This window comes from Streptomyces sp. NPDC037290, from assembly GCF_055603245.1.
Genome location: NZ_JBVJVZ010000005.1, coordinates 466455 through 487001 on the forward strand (window position 1 = coordinate 466455; position 20547 = coordinate 487001).

The 20547-nt window shown below is 69.5% G+C and carries 23 protein-coding genes and 1 tRNA gene; 10 read left to right on the plus strand and 14 right to left on the minus strand.

From position 1 onward, the window contains the following. Positions 1–242: 242 nt before the first annotated feature. Entirely contained in the window at positions 243–1769 is a 1527-nt protein-coding gene (locus ACZ7HQ_RS20840; protein ID WP_470992263.1) for a potassium/proton antiporter, read from the minus strand. A 192-nt stretch (positions 1770–1961) separates the two neighbouring features. On the opposite strand from ACZ7HQ_RS20840, the gene ACZ7HQ_RS20845 reads away from it, so the two are divergent. Beyond that, positions 1962–4796, plus strand: coding sequence for a penicillin acylase family protein (locus ACZ7HQ_RS20845; protein ID WP_470991683.1), 2835 nt, complete (start codon positions 1962–1964; stop codon positions 4794–4796). 55 nt (positions 4797–4851) lie between these two features. Here the strand turns inward: ACZ7HQ_RS20845 and ACZ7HQ_RS20850 are convergent, their stop codons facing one another. Beyond that, positions 4852–5430: a 5-formyltetrahydrofolate cyclo-ligase gene (locus tag ACZ7HQ_RS20850; RefSeq protein ID WP_470992265.1), complete on the minus strand. Its 579-nt coding sequence runs from the start codon at positions 5428–5430 to the stop codon at positions 4852–4854. A 132-nt stretch (positions 5431–5562) separates the two neighbouring features. On the opposite strand from ACZ7HQ_RS20850, the gene galU reads away from it, so the two are divergent. The 7 genes from galU to ACZ7HQ_RS20885 all read left to right on the plus strand — a co-directional run bounded on the left by galU (position 5563) and on the right by ACZ7HQ_RS20885 (position 11137). Further along, positions 5563–6474 carry a UTP--glucose-1-phosphate uridylyltransferase GalU gene (gene galU, locus ACZ7HQ_RS20855; protein WP_470991686.1) on the plus strand — a complete coding sequence of 304 codons (912 nt, stop codon included), beginning with the start codon at positions 5563–5565 and terminating at the stop codon, positions 6472–6474. Beyond that, positions 6471–7793, plus strand: a complete 1323-nt coding sequence (gene glp / locus ACZ7HQ_RS20860) for a molybdotransferase-like divisome protein Glp (RefSeq protein ID WP_470991691.1) — start codon at positions 6471–6473, stop codon at positions 7791–7793. Before galU ends, glp begins: the two co-directional genes overlap by 4 nt. An 85-nt stretch (positions 7794–7878) precedes the next feature. After that, a complete protein-coding gene (moaC, locus tag ACZ7HQ_RS20865; protein ID WP_470991694.1) occupies positions 7879–8391 on the plus strand; it encodes a cyclic pyranopterin monophosphate synthase MoaC in 513 nt (170 codons plus the stop codon). After that, positions 8388–8885 carry a MogA/MoaB family molybdenum cofactor biosynthesis protein gene (locus ACZ7HQ_RS20870; RefSeq protein ID WP_470991697.1) on the plus strand — a complete coding sequence of 166 codons (498 nt, stop codon included), beginning with the start codon at positions 8388–8390 and terminating at the stop codon, positions 8883–8885. The genes moaC and ACZ7HQ_RS20870 overlap by 4 nt, the downstream gene beginning before the upstream one ends. A gap of 20 nt (positions 8886–8905) precedes the next feature. Next, positions 8906–9538 carry a GNAT family N-acetyltransferase gene (locus ACZ7HQ_RS20875; protein WP_470991700.1) on the plus strand — a complete coding sequence of 211 codons (633 nt, stop codon included), beginning with the start codon at positions 8906–8908 and terminating at the stop codon, positions 9536–9538. 186 nt (positions 9539–9724) lie between these two features. Next, entirely contained in the window at positions 9725–10972 is a 1248-nt protein-coding gene (gene sepX / locus ACZ7HQ_RS20880) for a divisome protein SepX/GlpR (RefSeq protein ID WP_470991703.1), read from the plus strand. 91 nt (positions 10973–11063) lie between these two features. Continuing rightward, positions 11064–11137: transfer RNA gene (locus ACZ7HQ_RS20885), tRNA-Ala, on the plus strand. 72 nt (positions 11138–11209) lie between these two features. On the opposite strand, the gene ACZ7HQ_RS20890 is transcribed toward ACZ7HQ_RS20885, so the two are convergent. The 12 genes from ACZ7HQ_RS20890 to ACZ7HQ_RS20945 all read right to left on the minus strand — a co-directional run bounded on the left by ACZ7HQ_RS20890 (position 11210) and on the right by ACZ7HQ_RS20945 (position 18099). Further along, positions 11210–12442 carry a site-specific integrase gene (locus ACZ7HQ_RS20890; RefSeq protein WP_470991706.1) on the minus strand — a complete coding sequence of 411 codons (1233 nt, stop codon included), beginning with the start codon at positions 12440–12442 and terminating at the stop codon, positions 11210–11212. After that, positions 12430–12639: a helix-turn-helix domain-containing protein gene (locus ACZ7HQ_RS20895; RefSeq protein ID WP_470991713.1), complete on the minus strand. Its 210-nt coding sequence runs from the start codon at positions 12637–12639 to the stop codon at positions 12430–12432. The genes ACZ7HQ_RS20890 and ACZ7HQ_RS20895 overlap by 13 nt, the downstream gene beginning before the upstream one ends. Next, positions 12636–14075: a replication initiator gene (locus ACZ7HQ_RS20900; protein WP_470992268.1), complete on the minus strand. Its 1440-nt coding sequence runs from the start codon at positions 14073–14075 to the stop codon at positions 12636–12638. Before ACZ7HQ_RS20900 ends, ACZ7HQ_RS20895 begins: the two co-directional genes overlap by 4 nt. A 50-nt stretch (positions 14076–14125) precedes the next feature. Continuing rightward, positions 14126–14317 carry a hypothetical protein gene (locus tag ACZ7HQ_RS20905; RefSeq protein WP_470991716.1) on the minus strand — a complete coding sequence of 64 codons (192 nt, stop codon included), beginning with the start codon at positions 14315–14317 and terminating at the stop codon, positions 14126–14128. Positions 14318–14408: 91 nt separating this feature from the next. Then, positions 14409–14750 (minus strand): SpdD-like protein, encoded by a 342-nt coding sequence (locus tag ACZ7HQ_RS20910; RefSeq protein ID WP_470991719.1) that lies wholly within the window; start codon positions 14748–14750, stop codon positions 14409–14411. 25 nt (positions 14751–14775) lie between these two features. Next, positions 14776–14916, minus strand: a complete 141-nt coding sequence (locus tag ACZ7HQ_RS20915; protein WP_470991722.1) for a hypothetical protein — start codon at positions 14914–14916, stop codon at positions 14776–14778. A gap of 4 nt (positions 14917–14920) precedes the next feature. Beyond that, a complete protein-coding gene (locus ACZ7HQ_RS20920; RefSeq protein WP_470991725.1) occupies positions 14921–15130 on the minus strand; it encodes a mobile element transfer protein in 210 nt (69 codons plus the stop codon). A gap of 20 nt (positions 15131–15150) precedes the next feature. Next, positions 15151–15819, minus strand: coding sequence for a DUF2637 domain-containing protein (locus ACZ7HQ_RS20925; protein WP_470991728.1), 669 nt, complete (start codon positions 15817–15819; stop codon positions 15151–15153). Positions 15820–15894: 75 nt separating this feature from the next. Continuing rightward, entirely contained in the window at positions 15895–16089 is a 195-nt protein-coding gene (locus ACZ7HQ_RS20930; RefSeq protein ID WP_470991731.1) for a hypothetical protein, read from the minus strand. Then, positions 16086–16298 (minus strand): hypothetical protein, encoded by a 213-nt coding sequence (locus tag ACZ7HQ_RS20935; RefSeq protein WP_470991734.1) that lies wholly within the window; start codon positions 16296–16298, stop codon positions 16086–16088. Before ACZ7HQ_RS20935 ends, ACZ7HQ_RS20930 begins: the two co-directional genes overlap by 4 nt. An 81-nt stretch (positions 16299–16379) precedes the next feature. Next, positions 16380–17738, minus strand: a complete 1359-nt coding sequence (locus ACZ7HQ_RS20940) for an FtsK/SpoIIIE domain-containing protein (protein WP_470991737.1) — start codon at positions 17736–17738, stop codon at positions 16380–16382. Between the two features lies 1 nt (position 17739). Continuing rightward, complete coding sequence (locus tag ACZ7HQ_RS20945) at positions 17740–18099, minus strand: SCO3933 family regulatory protein (RefSeq protein WP_470991740.1); 360 nt, start codon at positions 18097–18099, stop codon at positions 17740–17742. 169 nt (positions 18100–18268) lie between these two features. Between ACZ7HQ_RS20945 and ACZ7HQ_RS20950 the strand changes: the two genes are divergently transcribed. Together ACZ7HQ_RS20950 and ACZ7HQ_RS20955 are read left to right on the plus strand one after the other, a co-directional pair. Next, positions 18269–18631 carry a GntR family transcriptional regulator gene (locus tag ACZ7HQ_RS20950; protein ID WP_470991743.1) on the plus strand — a complete coding sequence of 121 codons (363 nt, stop codon included), beginning with the start codon at positions 18269–18271 and terminating at the stop codon, positions 18629–18631. A 152-nt stretch (positions 18632–18783) separates the two neighbouring features. After that, complete coding sequence (locus tag ACZ7HQ_RS20955; protein WP_470991746.1) at positions 18784–20016, plus strand: helix-turn-helix domain-containing protein; 1233 nt, start codon at positions 18784–18786, stop codon at positions 20014–20016. Positions 20017–20547: the final 531 nt, after the last annotated feature.

A 20547-nucleotide genomic window follows, 5' to 3' on the forward strand; every position in this document is an offset into this window, starting at 1 on the left:
CCGTGTGGGCCCGGGTGCCGAGAGCTGTCCTCTTGCGCGGACTGCGGTAGATGCCGGCGCCCACTGCGGGTGGGGGGACCCGGCCGCCATACGGTCGCGCCAGCTCTGCGTCAGGCAGAGTTGGTTCGATCAGGGTGCGCCTTCATGGTACAGGGATCAACGCCTGTCACAGCTGTGAAAACGAGCACCATGAAGGCGGTCACCTGGGATTTGACGGGGTGTGAAGTGCCCGAAACGTACCCTTAACGAGAGCTGCCCGTCCCGTTCGTGCCCAGCCAGCCCGCCAGCTTGCCGCCGTGGGCGACCGCGCGCAGGCGTCGTTCCGCCGCGTCGCGCACCGGGTCGGTGGCGACGACGAGCAGCTCGTCGCCCCGGCGCAGCACGGTCGTGGGCATCGGAACGAACGATTCTTCTTCGCGGACGACCAGTGTGACGGCGGCCCCGGGCGGCAGGCGCAGCTCACTGACCTCCACACCGTGCATCCGGGAGCCCTCCGGGATCGAGATGGACAGCAGATGCCCGCGCAGCCGCTCCAGGGGCGCCGATTCGATGCCGAGGTCGGAGGCCTCGCCCTGCTCGCCCAGGCGCAGTGTGCGCGCCAGCCAGGGCAGGGTCGGCCCCTGGACGAGGGTGTAGACCACGACCAGCACGAAGACGATGTTGAAGATGCGGCGGCTGCCGGTGACGCCGTTCACCATCGGGATCGTCGCCAGGATGATGGGCACGGCGCCGCGCAGTCCCGCCCACGACATCAGGGTCTGCTCCTGCCACGGCACGCGGAACGGCGCCAGGCTGAGCACCACGCTCAGCGGACGGGCCACCATCGTCAGGACCAGCCCGATGACGAGGGCGGGCCAGACGTCGTCGCCCAGTTCGTGCGGGCTGACCAGCAGGCCGAGCACGACGAACATGCCGATCTGGGCGATCCAGCCGAGCCCCTCGGCGAAGCCGCGGGTGGCGGGCCAGTGGGGGAGCTTGGCGTTGCCGAGCAGCATCGAGGCGAGGTAGACGGCCAGGAAGCCGCTGCCGTGCGCCAGGGAGCCGGCGGCGTAGGCGGTGACGGCGATGGCCATCACGGCGATCGGATAGAGGCCGGAGGCGGGCAGGGCCACGTGCTTGAGCCCCCAGGAGCCGAACCAGCCCACCGCGAGCCCTATGGCGGCGCCGATGGCCAGCTCCAGGGCTATCTCGCCCAGCAGGACGTACCAGTGCTCGACCGGGCCGGCCGTGGAGAAGGCCACGACCAGGATGACCACCGGGGCGTCGTTGAAGCCGGACTCCGCCTCCAGCGTGCCCGTCACGCGCGCGGGGAGGGGAACGCGGCGCAGCACCGAGAAGACCGCCGCCGCGTCCGTCGACGACACCACCGCGCCGATGATCAGCGCCTGCCGCCACTCCAGCCCGACCAGGTAGTGCGCGCCCGCCGCGGTCACCCCCACGCTGACGGCGACCCCGAAGGTCGCCAGGACGGAAGCGGACGCCAGGACCGGCCTGATCGCCTTCCACTTCGTGCCGAGACCGCCCTCGGCGAGGATCACGACCAGGGCCGCGTACCCCATGACCTGGGTCACCGCGGCGCTGTTGAAGTGGATCTCGCCGATGCCGTCCTGGCCCATGAGGACGCCGATCGCCAGGTAGACGAGCAGGCTGGGGAGCCCGCTGCGGGAGGAGATCCGGACGGCCGCGACGGCGACGAGCAGGACCACGGAGCAGACGAGCAGGAGCTGGTTGAGGTGGTGGACAGTCAGCGGCGTTTCCTCCCCTGAGATCTCTGGTTACTTCGTTACCTTACCTAACTCTTGACGCTTTCTTGACGCTCGACGGGGCAAGATCGAACGCTCGTGCGCGCTGGTTCCCGACTCCGCGTCCAGCGGGACAGGGCCCTGCGCCTATGGTTGCTCCAGCGCTCATTCAAAGTCACAGCCCGACCTGCCGCTCGCGTTAGGACAGCAAGGACAGCGATGCCCCCCAACACCACCGCCACAACGGGTGAGACCGCCACCACCGGCGCCGCGCCCGCCAAGTCCGGCAGGAAGAAGGGGCGCAAAGCCCGACTGATCGTGCTGGTGCTGGTCCTGGCCATCATCGGAGGCATCGCCTACGGGGCGTACTGGTCGATCAGCACCGTGCGCGCCTCCTTCCCGCAGACGACGGGTTCGATCACGCTCGACGGCCTGTCGGGGCCGGTCGACGTGAAGCGGGACGGCAACGGCATCCCGCAGATCTACGCGTCCTCCGACGAGGACCTGTTCATGGCGCAGGGGTACGTCCAGGCGCAGGACCGGTTCTACGAGATGGACGTGCGCCGGCACATGACCTCCGGGCGCCTGTCGGAGATGTTCGGCGCGAGCCAGGCGAAGAACGACGAGTTCCTGCGCACGCTCGGCTGGGACCGGATCGCCAAGCAGGAGTACGACACCAAGCTGTCGGCCTCCACGAAGAAGTACCTCCAGGCGTACGCCAAGGGGGTCAACGCCTACCTCCAGGGCAAGGACGGCAAGGACATCTCGCTGGAGTACGCCGCCCTGGGCTTCACCAATGACTACGCGCTGCAGAAGTGGACCCCGGTCGACTCGGTCTCCTGGCTGAAGGCGATGGCCTGGGACCTGCGCGGCAACATGCAGGACGAGATCGACCGCGCCCTGATGACCAGCCGGCTCGGCCCGCAGCAGATCCAGGACCTGTACCCGGAGTACCCCTACAGCCGCAACAAGCCGATCGTGCAGGAGGGCCAGTACAACGAGCTGACCAAGTCCTTCCAGCAGGGCGGCACCACGGGCACCTCCCGGTCCACCGGCACGACGGGCACGTCCGGCACCGCCGGCCGCACCACCGGCGCCTCCGGGGGCGCGACGGGCTCGGCGGGCTCCTCCGCCTCGGGTACGACCGGATCGTCGCTCACGAGCCAGCTGGCGCGCCTCAACCACGTCCTGGACGACGTCCCCACGGCCGTCGGCGTGAACGGCCAGGGCATCGGCTCCAACTCCTGGGTGGTGTCCGGGAAGTACACGATCACCAAGGAGCCGCTGCTCGCCAACGACCCGCACCTGTCGGCGTCACTGCCGTCCGTCTGGTACCAGATGGGCCTGCACTGCCGCAGCGTCTCCAGCAAGTGCCAGTACGACGTGAGCGGCTACACGTTTGCCGGTATGCCCGGTGTGATCATCGGGCACAACGCGAACATCGCCTGGGGCATGACCAACTCCGGGGTCGACGTGACCGACCTCTACCTGGAGAAGGTGAGCTCGAACGGCTACCTGTACGACGGCAAGGTGCGGCCGTTCAAGACCCGTGAGGAGACCATCAAGGTCGCCGGCGGTGCCTCCAAGACGATCGTCGTGCGGCAGACCCAGGACGGCATGCCGCTGCTCTCCGACCGCGACGACGAACTCGTCGAGGTCGGCAAGAAGGCCACGGTCAACACCGCCGCCCCCGACCGCGGCGACGGCTACGGCATCGCCCTGAGGTGGACCGCGCTCGACCCGGGCACCTCCATGGACGCCGTCTTCGCCCTCGACAGGGCGGCGGGCTGGAGCGACTTCCGCCAGGCGGCCGCCCTGTTCGACGTGCCCTCGCAGAACCTGGTCTACGCCGACACCGACAACCACATCGGCTACACCCTGCCCGGCAGGATCCCGACCCGCTCCTCCCTCGACGACGGTTCCATCCCCGCGCCGGGCTGGGACTCGAAGTACCGCTGGACCGGCTTCATCAAGCAGAGCGAGCTGCCCTACGAGTTCGACCCCAAGCGCGGCTACATCGTCACCGCCAACCAGGCCGTGGTCGACAAGGCCAAGTACCCGTACACCCTCACCACCGACTGGGGTTACGGCACCCGCAGCCAGCGCATCACCGATCTGATCGAGTCCAAGATCAAGAACGGCGGCAAGATCTCGACCGACGACATGCGGCAGATGCAGCTGGACAACAGCAGCGAGATCGCCAAGCTCCTGGTGCCGAAGCTGCTGAAGATCAACCTCGACGACAAGAACGTCCGCGACGCGCAGAAGCTGCTGGAGGGCTGGGACTACACCCAGGACGCCGACTCCGCGGCGGCCGCCTACTTCAACGCCGTCTGGCGCAACGTCCTCAAGCTCGCCTTCGGCAACAAGCTCCCCAAGGAGCTGCGCGTCAAGGGGCAGTGCCTGTCGGTCGACAAGATCGACAGCACCGGGCCGGTCGACGACGACACCAAGGTGCGTGAGTGCGGCCAGCGGGACGCCGACCAGGCGCAGCCGGACGGCGGCGACCGCTGGTTCGAGGTCGTGCGCACGCTGATGGAGAAGCCGGACAGCGACTGGTGGAAGACGCCCAAGTCGGGCACCCGCCCCGCGGCGAACACCATGGACCAGCTCTTCGCCCGCGCCATGATCGACGCCCGCTGGGAGCTGACCGCCAAGCTCGGCAAGGACATCGACACCTGGAGCTGGGGCCGGCTGCACCGGCTGTTCCTGAAGAACCAGACGCTCGGCACCGACGGCCCCAAGGTGCTGCAGTACATCCTCAACCGCGGTCCCTGGAAGCTCAGCGGTGGCGAGGCCACCGTGAACGCCACCGGCTGGAACGCCGCCGGCGGTTACAACGTCGTCTGGGTTCCGTCGATGCGGATGGTGGTCAACCTCAAGGACTTCGACAAGTCCAGGTGGATCAACCTGACCGGCGCCTCCGGGCACGCCTTCAGCGCGCACTACACGGACCAGACGAGTCTGTGGGCCAAGGGCGAGCTGCTGCCCTGGTCGTTCTCGGCCAAGGCGGTCGACACGAGCACGAGCGACACACTCGTCCTCAAACCGTGAGCGACCCTCCGGTACGGCACTGAGAAGGCCCTCCACGCGTGCGTGGAGGGCCTTCTCACATCCCGAACCGGCGTACGCCGGAGGGTGTCACCACCGCGTGCACCGGCTTGTCGTGCGCCTCCGCCGGGACGTGCGCGACGACCTCCGCGTCGTACAGCAGCACAACGAGCCGGGGGCGTGCGCCCGCGCGCTCCAGACGGGCCAGTACGCGGTCGTACGACCCTCCGCCGCGCCCCAGGCGCATCCCGCGCGCGTCGACCGCGAGCCCGGGAAGCAGAACCACGTCCGCAGCCGTCACGGCGTCCGGCCCGAGACGTGCCCCGGAGGGTTCGAAGAGTGCCATCTTCCCGCCGTGCCGGACCCGCGCCAGGGAGTCCGGGCCGGCGTACGCGCCCCAGTCCAGGTCGTTGTCGGGCAGGAGCGCCGGGAGCAGGACCCGTACGCCTCGCGCGCGCAGCGCGTCCAGCAGCGCCGAAGTGCCGGGCTCGCTCCCCACGGAGACGTACGCCGCCACCGTGCGCGCACGCGCGAGCTCGGGCAGTTCCAGAGCGCGCTCGGCCAGCGCGCGGCCCGTCTCGTCGACGTCATCCTCCGTCAACCTGTTCCTCACCGAGAGGAACTCCCGCCGCAACATTCGCTTGTCAGGCTCGCTCGCGCGTCCGTCGTGTTCCACGGCTCGTCCTCGCACCCTTCCAATGCAGCCATATAAGGGTCAACCAGCCGGAGCCACAGATTCCCTGCAAAGGCACCGGATAAGGTTGCGGGCATGACTCAGTCGCACCCCAGGATCAGCAAGGCTGTCATTCCCGCGGCAGGCCTCGGCACCCGGTTCCTGCCGGCCACCAAGGCCACTCCCAAGGAGATGCTGCCGGTCGTCGACAAGCCTGCGATCCAGTACGTGGTCGAGGAGGCCGTGTCGGCGGGGCTCGACGACGTCCTCATGGTCACCGGGCGCAACAAGCGTCCGCTCGAGGACCACTTCGACCGCAACTACGAGCTGGAATCGGCGCTTCAGAAGAAGGGCGACGCCGGCCGGCTCGCCAAGGTGCAGGAGTCCAGCGACCTGGCGACCATGCACTACGTACGCCAGGGCGACCCCAAGGGCCTCGGCCACGCCGTGCTGTGCGCCGCCCCGCACGTCGGCCACGAGCCCTTCGCGGTGCTCCTGGGCGACGACCTGATCGACCCGCGCGACCCGCTGCTGCAGCGCATGATCGAGGTCCAGGAGCGGCACGGCGGCAGCGTGATCGCCCTCATGGAGGTCGCGCCCGAGCAGATCCACCTCTACGGCTGCGCGGCCGTGGAGACGACGGCCGACGGTGACGTCGTGCGGGTCACCGGCCTGGTCGAGAAGCCGGACCCGGCGGACGCCCCGTCGAACTACGCGATCATCGGCCGTTACGTGCTCGACCCGCACATCTTCGACATACTCCGCAAGACCGAGCCGGGCCGCGGCGGCGAGATCCAGCTCACCGACGCCCTCCAGCAGCTCGCGGCGGACGAGAAGGTCGGCGGACCGGTGCACGGCGTCGTCTTCAAGGGCCGCCGGTATGACACCGGCGACCGTGGCGACTATCTGCGTGCCATTGTCAGACTCGCGTGCGAACGTGAAGACCTGGGCCCGGGTTTCCGGTCCTGGCTTCGCAGTTACGTAGCCGAGGAGATGCAGCAGTCTTGAGCAGCGCCGCGACCCACCCCGCCGGCCCGGACCAGCTGTGGTCGGTGGACGACCACCTGGAGGACATCCTCTCGACGGTCCGCCCCCTCGAGCCCATCGAGCTGCAACTGCTCGACGCCCTGGGCTGCGTCCTGGTCGAGGACGTCACGGTGCCGGTGTCCCTGCCGCCGTTCGACAACAGCTCCATGGACGGGTACGCGGTGCGGGTCGCGGACGTCGCGGGCGCCGGCGAGGAGTTCCCGGCCGTCCTCGAGGTCGTCGGGGACGTGGCGGCCGGCGCGGCCGATCCGGTCCGGGTCGGGCCCGGCCAGGCCGCCCGCATCATGACCGGCGCCCCGCTGCCGCCCGGCGCCGAGGCGGTCGTCCCCGTCGAGTGGACCGACGGCGGGCTGGGCGAGGGACCGGTCAGCGGCATGCGGGCGCGCAGCCTCGCCCCCGAGGGCGCGGAGGGGCACGTGCGCGTGCACCGCCCCGCCGAGGCACGCGCGCACGTGCGCGCCAAGGGCAGCGACGTGAAGGCCGGCGACCGGGCACTGGAGGCCGGGACGATCCTGGGCCCGCCGCAGATCGCGCTGCTCGCCGCCGTCGGCCGCGGGACGGTACGCGTGCGCCCGCGCCCGCGCGTGGTCGTCCTGTCCACCGGCAGCGAACTCGTCCAGCCCGGCGAGGAACTGGGCACCGGCCAGATCTACGACTCCAACAGCTTCGCCCTCACCGCGGCCGCGCGGGACGCCGGCGCCATCGCCTACCGGGTGGGCGCGGTCGCCGACGACGCCGAGACCCTCCGCTCCACCATCGAGGACCAGCTCGTCCGCGCCGACCTGCTGGTGACCACGGGCGGGGTGAGCGTCGGGGCGTACGACGTGGTCAAGGAGGCGCTGTCGTACGCCGACGACGAGGACGAGGCGGGCAGCGGCGTGGAGTTCCGCAAGCTCGCCATGCAGCCCGGCAAGCCCCAGGGCTTCGGCTCCATCGGCCCCGACCACACCCCGCTGCTGGCCCTGCCGGGCAACCCCGTGTCGTCGTACGTCTCCTTCGAGCTGTTCGTCCGGCCCGCCATCCGTACCCTGATGGGCCTCGCCGACGTGCACCGGCCCCGTGCCCGGGCCACCCTGAGGGCGGAGAAGGCGCTGCGCTCTCCCAAGGGGCGCCGGCAGTTCCTGCGGGGCGCGTACGGCGCCGGCGAGGTGACGCCCGTGGGCGGAACCGGCTCGCATCTGATCGCCGCGCTGGCGCACGCCGACGCGCTGATCGTCGTCCCCGAGGACGCGGAGTCGGTCGAGCCCGGCGCCGAGGTGGAGGTGGTCCTGCTCGGCTGAGCGCCGCCGGTTGGCGGTACCGTGTCGCGAACAGCAGGCCCGTGCACCGCAGTGTGACGGGCCCGGACCGGGAGCGGCACACAGCATGACTGAGGCTTTCCGCGGGGAGACCCCCGGACCCCCTGCGCAGGACGGACTGACGCACATCGACGAGGCGGGCGCGGCCCGCATGGTCGACGTGTCCGGCAAGGACGTGACCGCGCGCACCGCCCGCGCCAGCGGCCGTGTCCTCGTCTCCTCCCGGGTGGTCGAGCTGCTGCGCGGCGAGGGGATGCCCAAGGGGGACGCCCTCGCCACCGCACGGATCGCCGGCATCATGGGCGCCAAGCGCACCCCGGACCTGATCCCGCTGTGCCACCCGTTGTCGGTGTCCGGTGTGAAACTGGATCTGTCGGTCGCGGACGACGCCGTGGAGATCCGGGCCACCGTGAAGACCACGGACCGCACGGGCGTCGAGATGGAGGCCCTCACCGCCGTGACGGTCGCCGCGCTCACCGTGATCGACATGGTCAAGGCGGTCGACAAGGGAGCGGTCATCACGGACGTACGGGTGGAGGAGAAGACGGGCGGCAAGTCGGGCGACTGGAGCCGGGCATGACCTACCGCGCACTGGTGGTCACCGCCTCCAACAGGGCCGCCGCGGGTGTCTACGAGGACAAGGGCGGCCCCTTGGTCACCGACGGCCTGAAGAGCCTCGGTTTCGACGTGGACGGCCCTCGGGTCGTACCCGACGGCGATCCCGTGGAGGCGGCCCTGCGCGCGGGTGCCGACGCCGGGTACGACGTCATCGTCACCACCGGCGGCACCGGGATCTCGCCCGCCGACCGCACGCCGGAGGCGACCCGCGCGGTGATCGACATCGAGGTGCCGGGCATCGCGGAGGCCATCCGGGCGTACGGGCGGGAGAAGGTTCCCACCGCGGCGCTCTCCCGGGGCCTGGCCGGAGTGGCGGGGCGGACCCTGATCGTCAATCTGCCGGGCTCCACGGGCGGGGTGAGGGACGGTCTCGCCGTGCTGGAGCCCCTGCTGGTGCACGCCGTCGACCAGATCCACGGCGGCGACCACCCCAGACCCAGTGGGGGTGCGAGCTGAACAGCCCTTCCTGGCCCGTCGTGCTGGCGGACGGCGATGTCGTCCTCCGGCCGATAAGGGTGCGCGACCAGCGGGTCTGGCGCGAGGTGAACCGGCGCAACCGGGACTGGCTGCGCCCCTGGGAGGCGACCATCCCGCCGCCCACGCCGAGCGGGCCGGTCGCACACCGGCCGACCTACCGCCAGATGGTGCGGCACCTGCGCTCCGAGGCCAACGCGGGCCGGATGCTGCCGTTCGTCATCGAGTACCAGGGGCGGCTCGTCGGGCAGTTGACGGTCGCCGGGATCACCTGGGGATCCATGTGCTCGGGGCACATCGGCTACTGGGTGGACGAGGGGGTGGCCGGTCGAGGGGTGATGCCGACGGCCGTCGCGCTCGTGGTGGACCACTGTTTCCGTACCGTCGGACTCCACCGCATCGAGGTCTGCATTCGCCCCGAGAACCGGCCCAGCCGCCGGGTCGTGGAGAAACTCGGATTCCGCGAGGAGGGACTGCGGCCGCGTTATCTCCACATCGACGGGGCCTGGCGCGACCACCTCGTGTTCGCGCTCACCGCGGAAGAGGTGCCCGACGGTTTGCTCGCGCGGTGGCGACGGGCACGCTCCCAGGGGGAGCGGCGCGATCCGCAGAACGCGCCGGGGAATCACACCTAGCGCTCGGAAATTGAATGTATGTTCGAAATTGATCGGTTGTTGACCGTCTCCGGGCATTGAATTCACGCCTGCGGCGGACCGCTGATCGCATCGGTCGCAAAAGAAGCTGGAAATATCAGCCAGATCGTGCGACACACCGGCCCAATTGGCGGATGGCCCCGCGCAAACCCCTCTACGGTGTGAGATGTGAGCAGCAGCGGCCTCATCTACGCAGTCATCGTCGGGGCCTGGGCCGCCTACTTGGTGCCGATGTGGCTCCGTAGGCAGGACGAGCTGAACGAGGCCCGTCCGACGGAACGCTTCAGCACCGCCATCCGGCTGCTGTCCGGACGGGCGGGAATGGAGCGCCGGTACGCCAAGGACCTGCGGGCGCGCTCCGCCCAGGAGGGGGAGCCGGACGCCGGCGACCCGGACGCCGTCACCGACTCGGTGGACGTCCGGGCCTTCGCCATGCCTCCGACCCGCCGTCAGGTGCACGCCGACGTCGAACCCGACGCGCCCGGGAAGGCGGAACCGGCACGCGAGCAGGCCCCGGGCCCGGCGCCCAAGCCCGCGCCCGCGGCCAAGTCCGTGCCCGCGCCCAAGTCGGCACCCGCACCCAAGCCCGCCTCCGTGTCCGTGCCCGCGCAGAAGAGGGTGCCGTCCGCGCGGCGCAGCCCCTCGGCGCAGGCGGCCGCGGCGCGCGCCCAGCGCTCGAAGGTCCTCGCGCGCCGCCGACGCACCACCGTGATGCTCTTCCTCGCCTTCACGTTCGGCGCCATCGTCGCCGCCGTCGGCGGGCTCGCCTTCCTGTGGGCGCCGGCCGTGCCCGCCGTGCTGCTCAGTGCGTACATCGCCCATCTGCGCTCCCAGGAGCGCCGTCGTTTCGCCTACCAGATGGACCGCAGGCGCGCCGAGGACGCCGCCCAGCGGTTGCGGGAACGCGAGCGCCAGCCGCGTCGGCGCGCGCCCCTCGACGCGGGCGCCGGTGCGGACGAAACGGAGGACGCCCCTCAGGCCGGGACGGACACCGGGCTCGCCGCCCTCGCCGCGGACCGGCGTGCCCTGGTCGAGCAGACGGACCACGCCGAGTGGGTCGACCAGCAGCGCGAGCGGCAGCGGCGGCCCGGCGGGGACAGCTGGGACCCCGTGCCGGTTCCCCTGCCGACGTACGTGACCGCACCGGTCGCGCCGCGTGCCACGTCCGACGTGGATCTGGGAGCGCCCGACACATGGAGCTCCGCGCGCTCCAGCTCGGTCGCACCGGAGCACGAGGCGAGCCAGGCGCCACAGGCCGGAGCGGACCAGCGGACGCCCGCGGCCGGGGGCAAGCCGGCGGCGGGTCGCGGTGACGCGCGCCGTGCGGCCTCCGCGCGCAGGGCGCGGGAGCGCGGCGGCACCCCCCTCTTCGACCAGTACGAGGACGGCGACCGCCCGCGCGCCGCCAACGAGTGACGGCCGCCACACTTCGGGAAGGCCTGCTGACCAGTCAGGGAGCGGATTTCCAAGCACCCCGATCGGGATGCTAAAGTTTCACTCGTTGCAAGGGCCTGTGGCGCAGTCCGGTAGCGCACCTCGTTCGCATCGAGGGGGCCAGGGGTTCAAATCCCCTCAGGTCCACGCAGCTCAAAGCCCCGGTAGGGATCTCCCGACCGGGGCTTTGACATGTCCTACAGCAGCGAAGTACAGCAACTACTTCGGATCTTGCTTTCCGAGGTGCTTGCCGAGCTTGCGCAGCGCCCGCCGAGTCGCTTCGGACGGGACGTGCGTGTACACCTCCATGGTTACCGCGATCTTGCTGTGTCGAAGGATCTGCATGGCGACGCGCGGGTGTACGTCCAGGGCGGCGAGCAGTGAGCCGCAGGTGTGCCGGGTGTCGTGCAGCCGGATACGGCGGACGCTGGTGCGGGCGGAGCGGTCCATGAACCGACGGTTGAAGTTGCGAGGTTCGAACGGCGTGCCGTAGCGCGTGGTGAACACGAAGTCGTTGGCCGTCCACAGCTCACCGGCAGCCTGCCTGGAAAGCTCCTGCTCTTTCCGCCGCAGCTGGAGGGCCGCGACGCAGATCTCAGGAAGCGGGAGCGTGGCCGTCGACGCCTCGGTCTTGGTCTCGTCATGGACCAAGCGCCGGTTGATCCGCTGTAGCTGCATCTGCACTGTGATCTCTCCGGCGTCCAGGTTCACGTTCTCCCAGGTCAGGCCCAGCACCTCGCCGCGCCGGAAGCCCAAGACCAGGATGAGCACGTAGGCCGCGTACAGCGGATCACGGGCCGCGCTTGCCGATTCGAGGAACTGGCGAGCCTCTTCCACGGACCACGGGTGCCGCTTCTTCTTCCGCGCCGAGCGCACCTTGACCAGGCCCGCCACGTTCTTCGAGATCAACTCTTCCGTCATAGCGTTGGTCAGGGCCGACCGCAGGACCGCGCGAGCATCCTGCACCGTGCGACGCGACGGGATGCGCTCGCAGCAGTCGCCGGCGGCGCAACAACGCGGCTCATCCCGCTTCGCATCTAGGCCCTGTGCACAGCACTGGCACTGATCCAGGAGGGTGTTCACCCAATTCCGCACATCGCGCACGGTGAGCTTGTCGAGCCGCTTCGAGCCTAGACCCGGCACGATGTACAGCCGGACATGCATGGCGTAGGTCTCAGCCGTCTTGGGCTTCAGGTCAGGCTCTACAACCTCCTTGATCCACCGCACGAGGTACTGGGCCAGGGTCGGTGTCGACGTAACTACCGGCCCTTCCTTGGCCTCAGCGTGGAGTTTGATCCACTTGTCATGGACCTCGTCGCGGGTCTTGCCGTAGACGTACTTGCGCTTGCGGTCGCCCTCCGGTGTGGTGACCCAGACGTATGCGGCGAAGCCGTTCTTATAGGGGTAGATCGAGCCTTCGCCGTTGCCGCGCTTGCCGCTCATGCCGACCACCCCTGTTCGGCTTCCTGCGCACGGCGTTCGACGTACTCGTCTACGTATCGGGGCAGAATGCGGCGGTGGCGGCCGTCCTTGATAGAACGGATCTTCCCCGTCAAGACCAGCATCTTGGTCTTGGAGAGGCCGTAACCGAGCATCTCAGCGACCTCCGCTGTGGTGTACCACTTTCGTTCGATCACTGTGGTGGTCATGCGGCGGCTCCTTCCAAGGCGGGTTGGTCGTGCAGGGCTTCGCGGGCGGTTTCGCGGTTGAGTTGGAGATCGCGGGCGATGGAGGCGGCGAGGGCGGATTCGCCGGGGGTGTGGCCGTGGCCGGCGTACTGCCAGGAAGCGAGGACGAGCACGGTGCCGGGTTCGTGGCCGTCGAGGCCGAGCGCTTCGCGTTCCTGGGCGGCGCGGTAGTCGGCACGGATCTGCCGCAGCACGCCGAGGGTGGTGGAGTAGCGGCGGGACTTGGAGGAGAAGTGCCCGCGGAAGCCGAGCATGTGAGCCCAGCGGGCAAGGTTGCGGCCGGGATAGAGCGGTTGCAATTGGATGCAGGCAGCCATGAGGCGGCGTGCGTGCTCGGGGACGTCCAGCTGGGCGAGGTCTTCGCCCAGGCCGTTGCCGTGGCAGGTGGCGCACTGGCTGAGGGCTGAACCATCTCGGTCGTACAGGCGAGATCGGCCCGTTCCGCGGCACGAGCGGCAGTAGACGGCCGTATCGGGGGTGCCGGTGTTCTCTGCGGCTTTGGTGGCGTACTTGGCGACGTAGGAGGCCACGGCCTGTTCGGTGATCTCGGAGTCGTCGCCGAATGCCTTGATCGGGCGGACGTCGAGCTGTCGCCCCCACCTCAGGGACCATCCGCGGGGGAAGCCGGCGGCTTCGCGCGCGGGGACTTCGGCGGTGGCGTAGGGGTGTGCGGCGGCGTCGCGGATGGCGCGGGTGAGCAGTTCCGTGCTCGCCCAGGAGGGCGGGGCGGTGTCGGGCCCGTCGGGTCCGTCGAGGCGGATCACGGCATGGAAGTGGACGGCTCCGCGCTTCTGGAACTCGGCAACCTTGCCGTACGACAGTCGCGCGACCTCTTTGAACGCCTTCTGGCTGATGCCGACCTGGGCGGCGATCTCGCGGCGCAGCCGGTTGACGAAGCGGTGCCACAGCTCCCCGGCATGGTTGTTGAACAGGACCGCCCCGGCGTAGTCGTAGGAGTCAGGGGCGAGTGGTGTGCCGAGTGCCGGGTCGTCGTCGCGGTGGGACCGGCCGCAGCGGCAGGTGCCGTGCGTGGGCCGGTTGTGGACGGGGCCGAAGGACGGGGCGGTGAGGGTGGCGAAGACGCGGGGTCGGTGCCGGATGGTGGCGGGGATGTCGTGGCGGGTGTCGCCGATGAGTCCGGCCCGGATGAGGTGGTAGGTGTCGCCGGCGTAGGTCCAGGCGCAGGAGGGGCAGCGGGAGGCGCGGCGGTTGCCGCAGGCGATGCGCAGCCGGCCGCCGGGTTCGGTGTCGGTGGTGTAGTTGCGCAGGGTCTCGCCGGTCGACTTGTCTTTGGTGATGGACCAGCCGGTGAGGTGGATCGGGTCCGAGCAGCCGCCGGTACGGCGGATCTGGTCTTGCCAGCGGTCGAAGCCGGGGGATGCGGCCACCCGCAGCATGTCGCCGAGGGTGGCCGCATCCAGGCCCGCCGCCAGGGTGGCGGAGTCGGTCACGCGGCCACCTCCCATTCGGCCAAGTGCAGCCGGCGAACGGTGCGGGTGCCGGTGCCGTGGCAGGCCGGGCAGTGGGCGGTGATGGTGCGCAGGTGGCCGTGGCGGTCGCGTCCGCCGAGGGTGACCTTGACGGAGGCGAAGCCGTCGCAGCTCTGGCAGATGCGCGCCGGGCGGGTGGACTGCGTCATGATGGGAGTTCCTTCCGGATCGTTGGGTTCGGGCAGGAGGCGCGGCACCGGAGCGGGCGAGACTTGGCGGTTGAGACCGCTCCGGGGCCGGTCAGCGGCGCTGTTTGGCCTCGCTGGCGAGGATCGAGCGGACCACCAGCGCGACGATGGCGAGTGAGCCGGCGGTGATGGCGACCGCGAGGAGCATGGAGACCAGCACGGCGCCGACGGTGAGGACGACGATGGTGCCGCCGACGACGAGCACCACCAGGGCGCCGGGCGTGAGCTGAACGGCCGGCCGGGAGGTGGCCGGGGCGACGGGGGCCGGGGTGTGGTGCTGGCAGCCGCATGGGGCGTGTCCGGACTCGTGCGGGACGACGGCACCGAGGGCGGTGATGGTCGGGATGATCTCGCGCGTGGGCTTCTCGTTGACCGGCAAGTGGGGCCTGAACATGAGTTGAACTCCCTTCCAGGGATGGTTACTTGACGAACGGGTCGAAGAGCGGGGCGAGGAAGTAGCCGCCGATCAGCAGGACCAGCACGAGCCAGAGCGGCGGGCGGACGAACTTGACGCCGAGCACAGCCAGGCAGGCGATGAAGAACCACAGCGGCACGGACATGACGTCAGCCCTTCCGGTTCTCGTACTTGCTCGTGATCCGGCAGCGGTGCCCCTTGGCCGCGATGCAGACCGCGCCGTAGGTGGTGTGTTCGGCCGACCAGCCGCACTGATCGGCGGTGCAGGAGGCGATGTAGCCCTTGTCGCCGCTCTTGGTCAGGGCGCGGCCGATCTCGACGGGGCCGTAGCGCACGAGGCGCTGGAAAAGGAAGCCCATGGGTTCAAGTCCTTTCTGGTTCAGGCGAGGTGGGCGGCGATGGCGTCGGCCATGGCGGGCGGGACACCCAGGCGGGCGCGCAGGGTGTTGAGGTCGATCGGTGATCCGGTGCGTGCCTGGTGGTCGTCGGCGATCCGGCGGGCGTGCGCCACGAGCGCCGGAGGGGCAGCGACAGCCGGAGGGGCAGGGGCTTCCGGAAGAGCGGGGGCCGCTTCGGCGGCGGGGATCGACTCCGGTTCCGCGACGGGTTCGGGGGCGGGCTCGGGAGCGCGTGTCACCGTGGCCGGCTCGGGGACGTCCGAGACGTGATCGTCGGCCACCGTCCGGGGTGCGGAGCTGTGGGCGAGCAGGGTGCCGCCGAGGAAGGCGAGGGCGGGCCAGCCGGCGACGCCGAGGCGGAGCAGGGCGGGCGGGTTGGCCAGGTCGAGGAAGCCGGCGGTGGCGATGTTCGCGCCGAGCGAGGCGACCAGGGCGACCAGGAACCAGCACCAGGCCAGTCGGGACGGGCCGTCGACACGCAGGCGGCGCCACGCGGCCACGAGCAGCAGGTCGACGCTGATCGGGTAGGCCCAGGCTTTCCAGCCGGTTTGTCCGGCGGCCTGGGCGAGGTAGTGCAGGTGGGCGAAGGACAGGGCACCGGCGATCACGGCCTGTACGAGGACGGCGTCCGGGCGGATCGTGCGAGTCATGCTCTTCACCTCCTTCGAGGGGTTGAGCCGGGGACGGGCGGGGAGCGTGTCCGGTCGCCCGTCCCGGCGGGGTGTTCAGTCGGTGGGGGCTTCGCCGGTGCCGAGGCAGGTCAGGCACAGGCCGGTTTGCCGGTGGTCGGTGATGCGTCCTTTGCGGGCGCCGACCTTGACGGCTTCGGTGATCTCGCCGTGGCCGTCGCAGTCCGGGCACTTCGCGGACTCGGGCTTCGCTGTCCTGCGGCGGGTGGCGGGCTTCCTCGCGGCGGTCACGGCGTCCACCCCTCGCCGGGGTAGTCGGGGCCGTCGGTGGGGTCGTAGCCGGGCGGGAACAGACCGGGCGGAGGCTCCGGCAGTGACACCGCCAGGCACGGGCCCAGGGTCTCGACGAAGTCCAGGTCAGCGCCCGGGGTGTCGGCGTAGAGGGCGAGTCGACCGAGCATCGCCACGGTGAGGACGAAGTCCTCGCAGTTGGGGCACATGACGGGTGATCTCCTTCTTCGGGCATGGCTCGGATAGGGACCTGGCGCGAGGCGGTCGCGCCGACCGTTGAGCGGAAGGGATCAGGCGGCTTCGGCGAACGGCTCAGCCGACGCGGGCGCCTCGATGGGGCCGGCGTCGAGCACGGGCAGGAAGCGGGCCAACTCCGGGATTTCTGGGGTGAGTTCAGCGTGCCTGTTGCACGCGGCCACAGCTTCCCGCATCGACGTGTGCGGGGCCCGGATGCGGGTCCACTCGCCGTTGGAGTAGCCGACCACGGCCATACCGGGCCGGTCATTGCGGATCTGCGTCGCTGCGAACACCGCATGCGGGGACACATCGCCGAACGCCATCTTCGCCGACGACTCGTCGTTGACCCGATGCGCCATCCGGCCCGTGAGCTGAGCGCGCAACATCGTGATGCCGTCGCCGAGTTCGGAGCCGAAGCGCTGCCCGTAGATGTCGAGGAAGATGCCAGCCGCGCGGCCGAGTTGGGCCAGGCGGACCAGGGCGACGATGATGCGCTCACGGCGCTTCTTCTCCGCGCTGGTGGTGAACAGGGCGAGTTCGGCGATCTCGTCGATGGTGAGCACCACCGGCACCGGGCGAAGGTGCTCGGGCAGGCCCCAGATGTTCGCGGTGATCTCCACGTCCGGGGTATCCGCGCTGATCCGCTGTTCCCGTCGGATCACCTGATACGTCGCGTTCATCCGTGCAACCAAGGCTTCGAGCAGGTCGGCAGCGTCGTCCGGGTTGTCCGCGAGGGCGGAGAACCGGCGGGCGAGCGGGGCGAGTTCCACGCCGTTCTTGCAGTCGATGCCGACCAGGGCGACGCGCTGCGCGGCGAGTTCCTTGATCACACGGCGTTGGGTGACGGACTTGCCGGAGCCAACCGCGCCGAGGGTGACCGAGTGCGGCACCTCCTTGTAGTCGCGGTAGTGCACCGAGCCGTCCTCACACAGCGCGACCGGGATCCGCAGCTCACGCCGGTCGGTCCGAGCCGGCATCTGCACCCGCTTGAGCACGTCGTAGCCGGTCGTGGCGATCTCGACGACACCGGGCTTGATCTCGCGAGAGGTGACCTGATGGACACCGAAGGCGTGCCGCAGCCGATCCACGGCCGCCGAGTAGTCGAAGGCGTCCTGACCCGGCTGCATCCGGATCCGCAGCCGCAAGCCCGTCCGGGTCGGCTTGATCCACATCAGGCGGGGCACCCTCTGCCGAGGGATCTCCCACTTGAACATCCGGGCCAGCCACAGCCGGAACCGAGAGGCCGGCACTGTCAGGTCACAGGCGTCCATGACCGGCGCGTAGCGAAAACGGACCTTGAAGATGGCGTAGACGACCCCGAAGGTCATCCAGAACCAGGCGGGGCGGCGCCACCGAAGCAGCAGCGCCAACCCGACTAAGACCACCACGGCGGCGATCAGTAGCCACCGCATGTCAGGCAGCCTGCAGGTTCTTCGAGCCGCCGGCGTCCACGGCGGTCACCGCGACCGCGCGGAAGCTGATGCCGTGCCGCTTCTGGCCGTTGAACTCGTTCTCCCACGGCCGCGCCACCAGACCGGTCAACGCCACCTGGGTACCCATCGCCAGCTCACCGGAGATGGCGGACTCACCGACGGTGACCTTGACGACCTCGGCGTTGCCGTTCATCACGAACAGCACGTCCAGCGTCACCAGAAGCTCACCGGTCCGCGTGTCCGCAGCCCGCTCCTGGGTCTTCTGGTTCGCGTACTTCGGCTGCGGCGGCTGAGCCACCATCAACGTCGCGCCGGCGGTGTCCACGGGGATCTGCTGCATGATGGAACTCCCTTTCAGGGGGATTGGGAGGGCGGCGAACTACTTGGCGGTTGGGCGCCGCCCTCTGCCGGTTGAGCACATTGCTCTACTGTGCACTATTGCAGACTAGAGCACAAGGGGTAGTGCGCAATACGGTGCACTACTGCGGATCAGTCGATACGCTCGACGCATGACCATTGCTGCCCACGATCCGAGGCCCAAGAAGGTGCAAATCGCCGATGCCTTGCGCTCGGAGATCACAAGCGCTCCGCTTCCCGCAGGCCATCGTTTGGCATCGCTTCGTGAGCTCGCGGACCGGTTCACGGTCACGCAGGTCACCATCAAGAACGCGCTCCAGATCCTCATCGAGGAAGGGCTGATCACGTCCGTGCCCACCAGGGGGTACTTCGTGGAGGCACCCTCGACCGAAGCAGAGGCGGAGGCCGAGCCCGTTAAGCGGGAAGAGATCAACGCAATCCACTCCGAGATCCGAAAACTTGCCGCCCGGGTGGCCGAGTTGGAGATGCGAGCCGATCACAAGGGCGGCGCCTGACTGGTGATCCACCATGCGCGCTCCGTGATCGTGCAACTAGTGACAGGCGTGGTGTCACTGGGGGACAGCCTTGGTGTCAACCCGCTGTCACCCCCCGTGTCACCGGCCTATGGGATGCCAGACTCGAAGCAGGCACCCCGATGGGAGGGCACATGAGCGACGACCGTCCGGCATGGGCACGGCGCATTGCGGCAGAGCGAGAGGCGCGGCAGTGGTCACAGGCCGAAGCCGTTGCGGCCTTGCGGGCGCACTCCCCGAAGCGCTTGCCTGAAGGCGCGAGCATGATCCGGCAGTGGAAGCGGTGGGAGTCAGGCGAAGTCACGCCGAGCGAGTTCTACCAACCGATCATTGCCGCAACCTTCGGAACGGTGACGCACGCGATCTTCCCTGTCGCCAACAGGCGAGACGGGAACGCGGAGATCATCGCAGCCACTGGCATGGAGACACTGGACATCATCAGCCGCTTGCAGGCTTCTGATGTCGACACGGCCACCCTGGACGCCCTGCGGATCACCACCGATCGACTGTGCTCCGAGTACCCGTACCTCCCGAGCGATCAGCTTGCTATGGAAGGCCGACAGTGGCTCAAGCGAGTGGCCAGCCTGCAATCGCAGCGGCTCACCCTTGCTCAGCACCGCGAGGTACTCACCCTGTCTGGCTGGCTGGCCCTGTTGATCGGCTGCGTCGAGTACGACATGGGCGAGCGATCCGCCGCCGAGAGCACGCGCCGTGCAGCGCTGTCCCTTGCCAATGAGGCAGGCAATTCGGAGATCGCCGGATGGGCGCATGAGATGCGCGCATGGTTCGCCCTCACGACTGGCGACTACCGCGGAATCCTCGCTGCTTCACAGGCCGGCACAGACGCCGCTCCAAGCAAGGGTGTCGCCGTCCAGCTCGCCGCGCAGGAAGCGAAGGGGTGGGCGCGACTCGGCGATCGTCGACAGACCGAGGTTGCGCTTGATCGCGGCCGGAAGCTGCTCGAAGGAATGCCGTACCCCGAGAATCTTGATAACCACTTCGTGGTGGACCCGGCGAAGTATGACTTCTACGCCATGGATTGCTACCGACTGCTCGGAGAGGACCGCTTCGCGGAGAACCTTGCCCACGAGGTCATCCGTGCGGGAACAGACTTCGACGGAACCGAGCGCTCGCCCATGCGCATGGCCGAGGCCAGGATCACGCTTGGAGTGGTCGCGGCCCGACAGGGCGACCTGGACGCAGCCGTGAACTACGGCGAGTGGGCGCTCAAGGGTGATCGGCAATCGCTGCCATCACTCCTCATGGTGAGTCGCGAACTGGCCGCGATCGTCAATCGCGACTACGCCGACGAAGCAGCCGGCCGCGAGTACTTGAACCACCTGACCGCGCTCAGCCGCACCAGCTGAGTCCCGCGGACAGAGTTTCCCTACTTCATCAAGGCTCGCTTCGCTCGCTGGTCCGGCGGTCAACGGCACTCTTGGATCATCGCCAACCCGACCGCCGCACCCTCCGCCCAAGCGCATCAACGGCCGCTCCCGACCCACATACCACCGCCACCACGATCCGGCCTCAGGAAGGGAACGACGCAACAGCAGCTCAACCCCAGCACCCCGCTACCAGGGCCACCGCGTACCCCTTTCCACCCGGTTGCCTACTTCCGGTAGGTCGGATCAAGACCCGAGGGCCGCGCCAAGCGCGCGGCGCCGGCCGGTCGCCGCCGCGCCGCCTCACTGTCTTCGCCACCGGCCGCACGTCGCCGCCCGTCCGTCGCCGCACGCAGCGGCCACATTCCAACACGGGCACGGGAACGAACAGTGATCCCCAACGGTGCAGGTCAAAGACGCTTTGTTACCGCAAGAGGCCGGATCGTGGTGGCGGTGGCATGCGGGCCGACGCTGCCAGATGCGCGGGCGTTCGTACGGCCCAGTGATCCACGC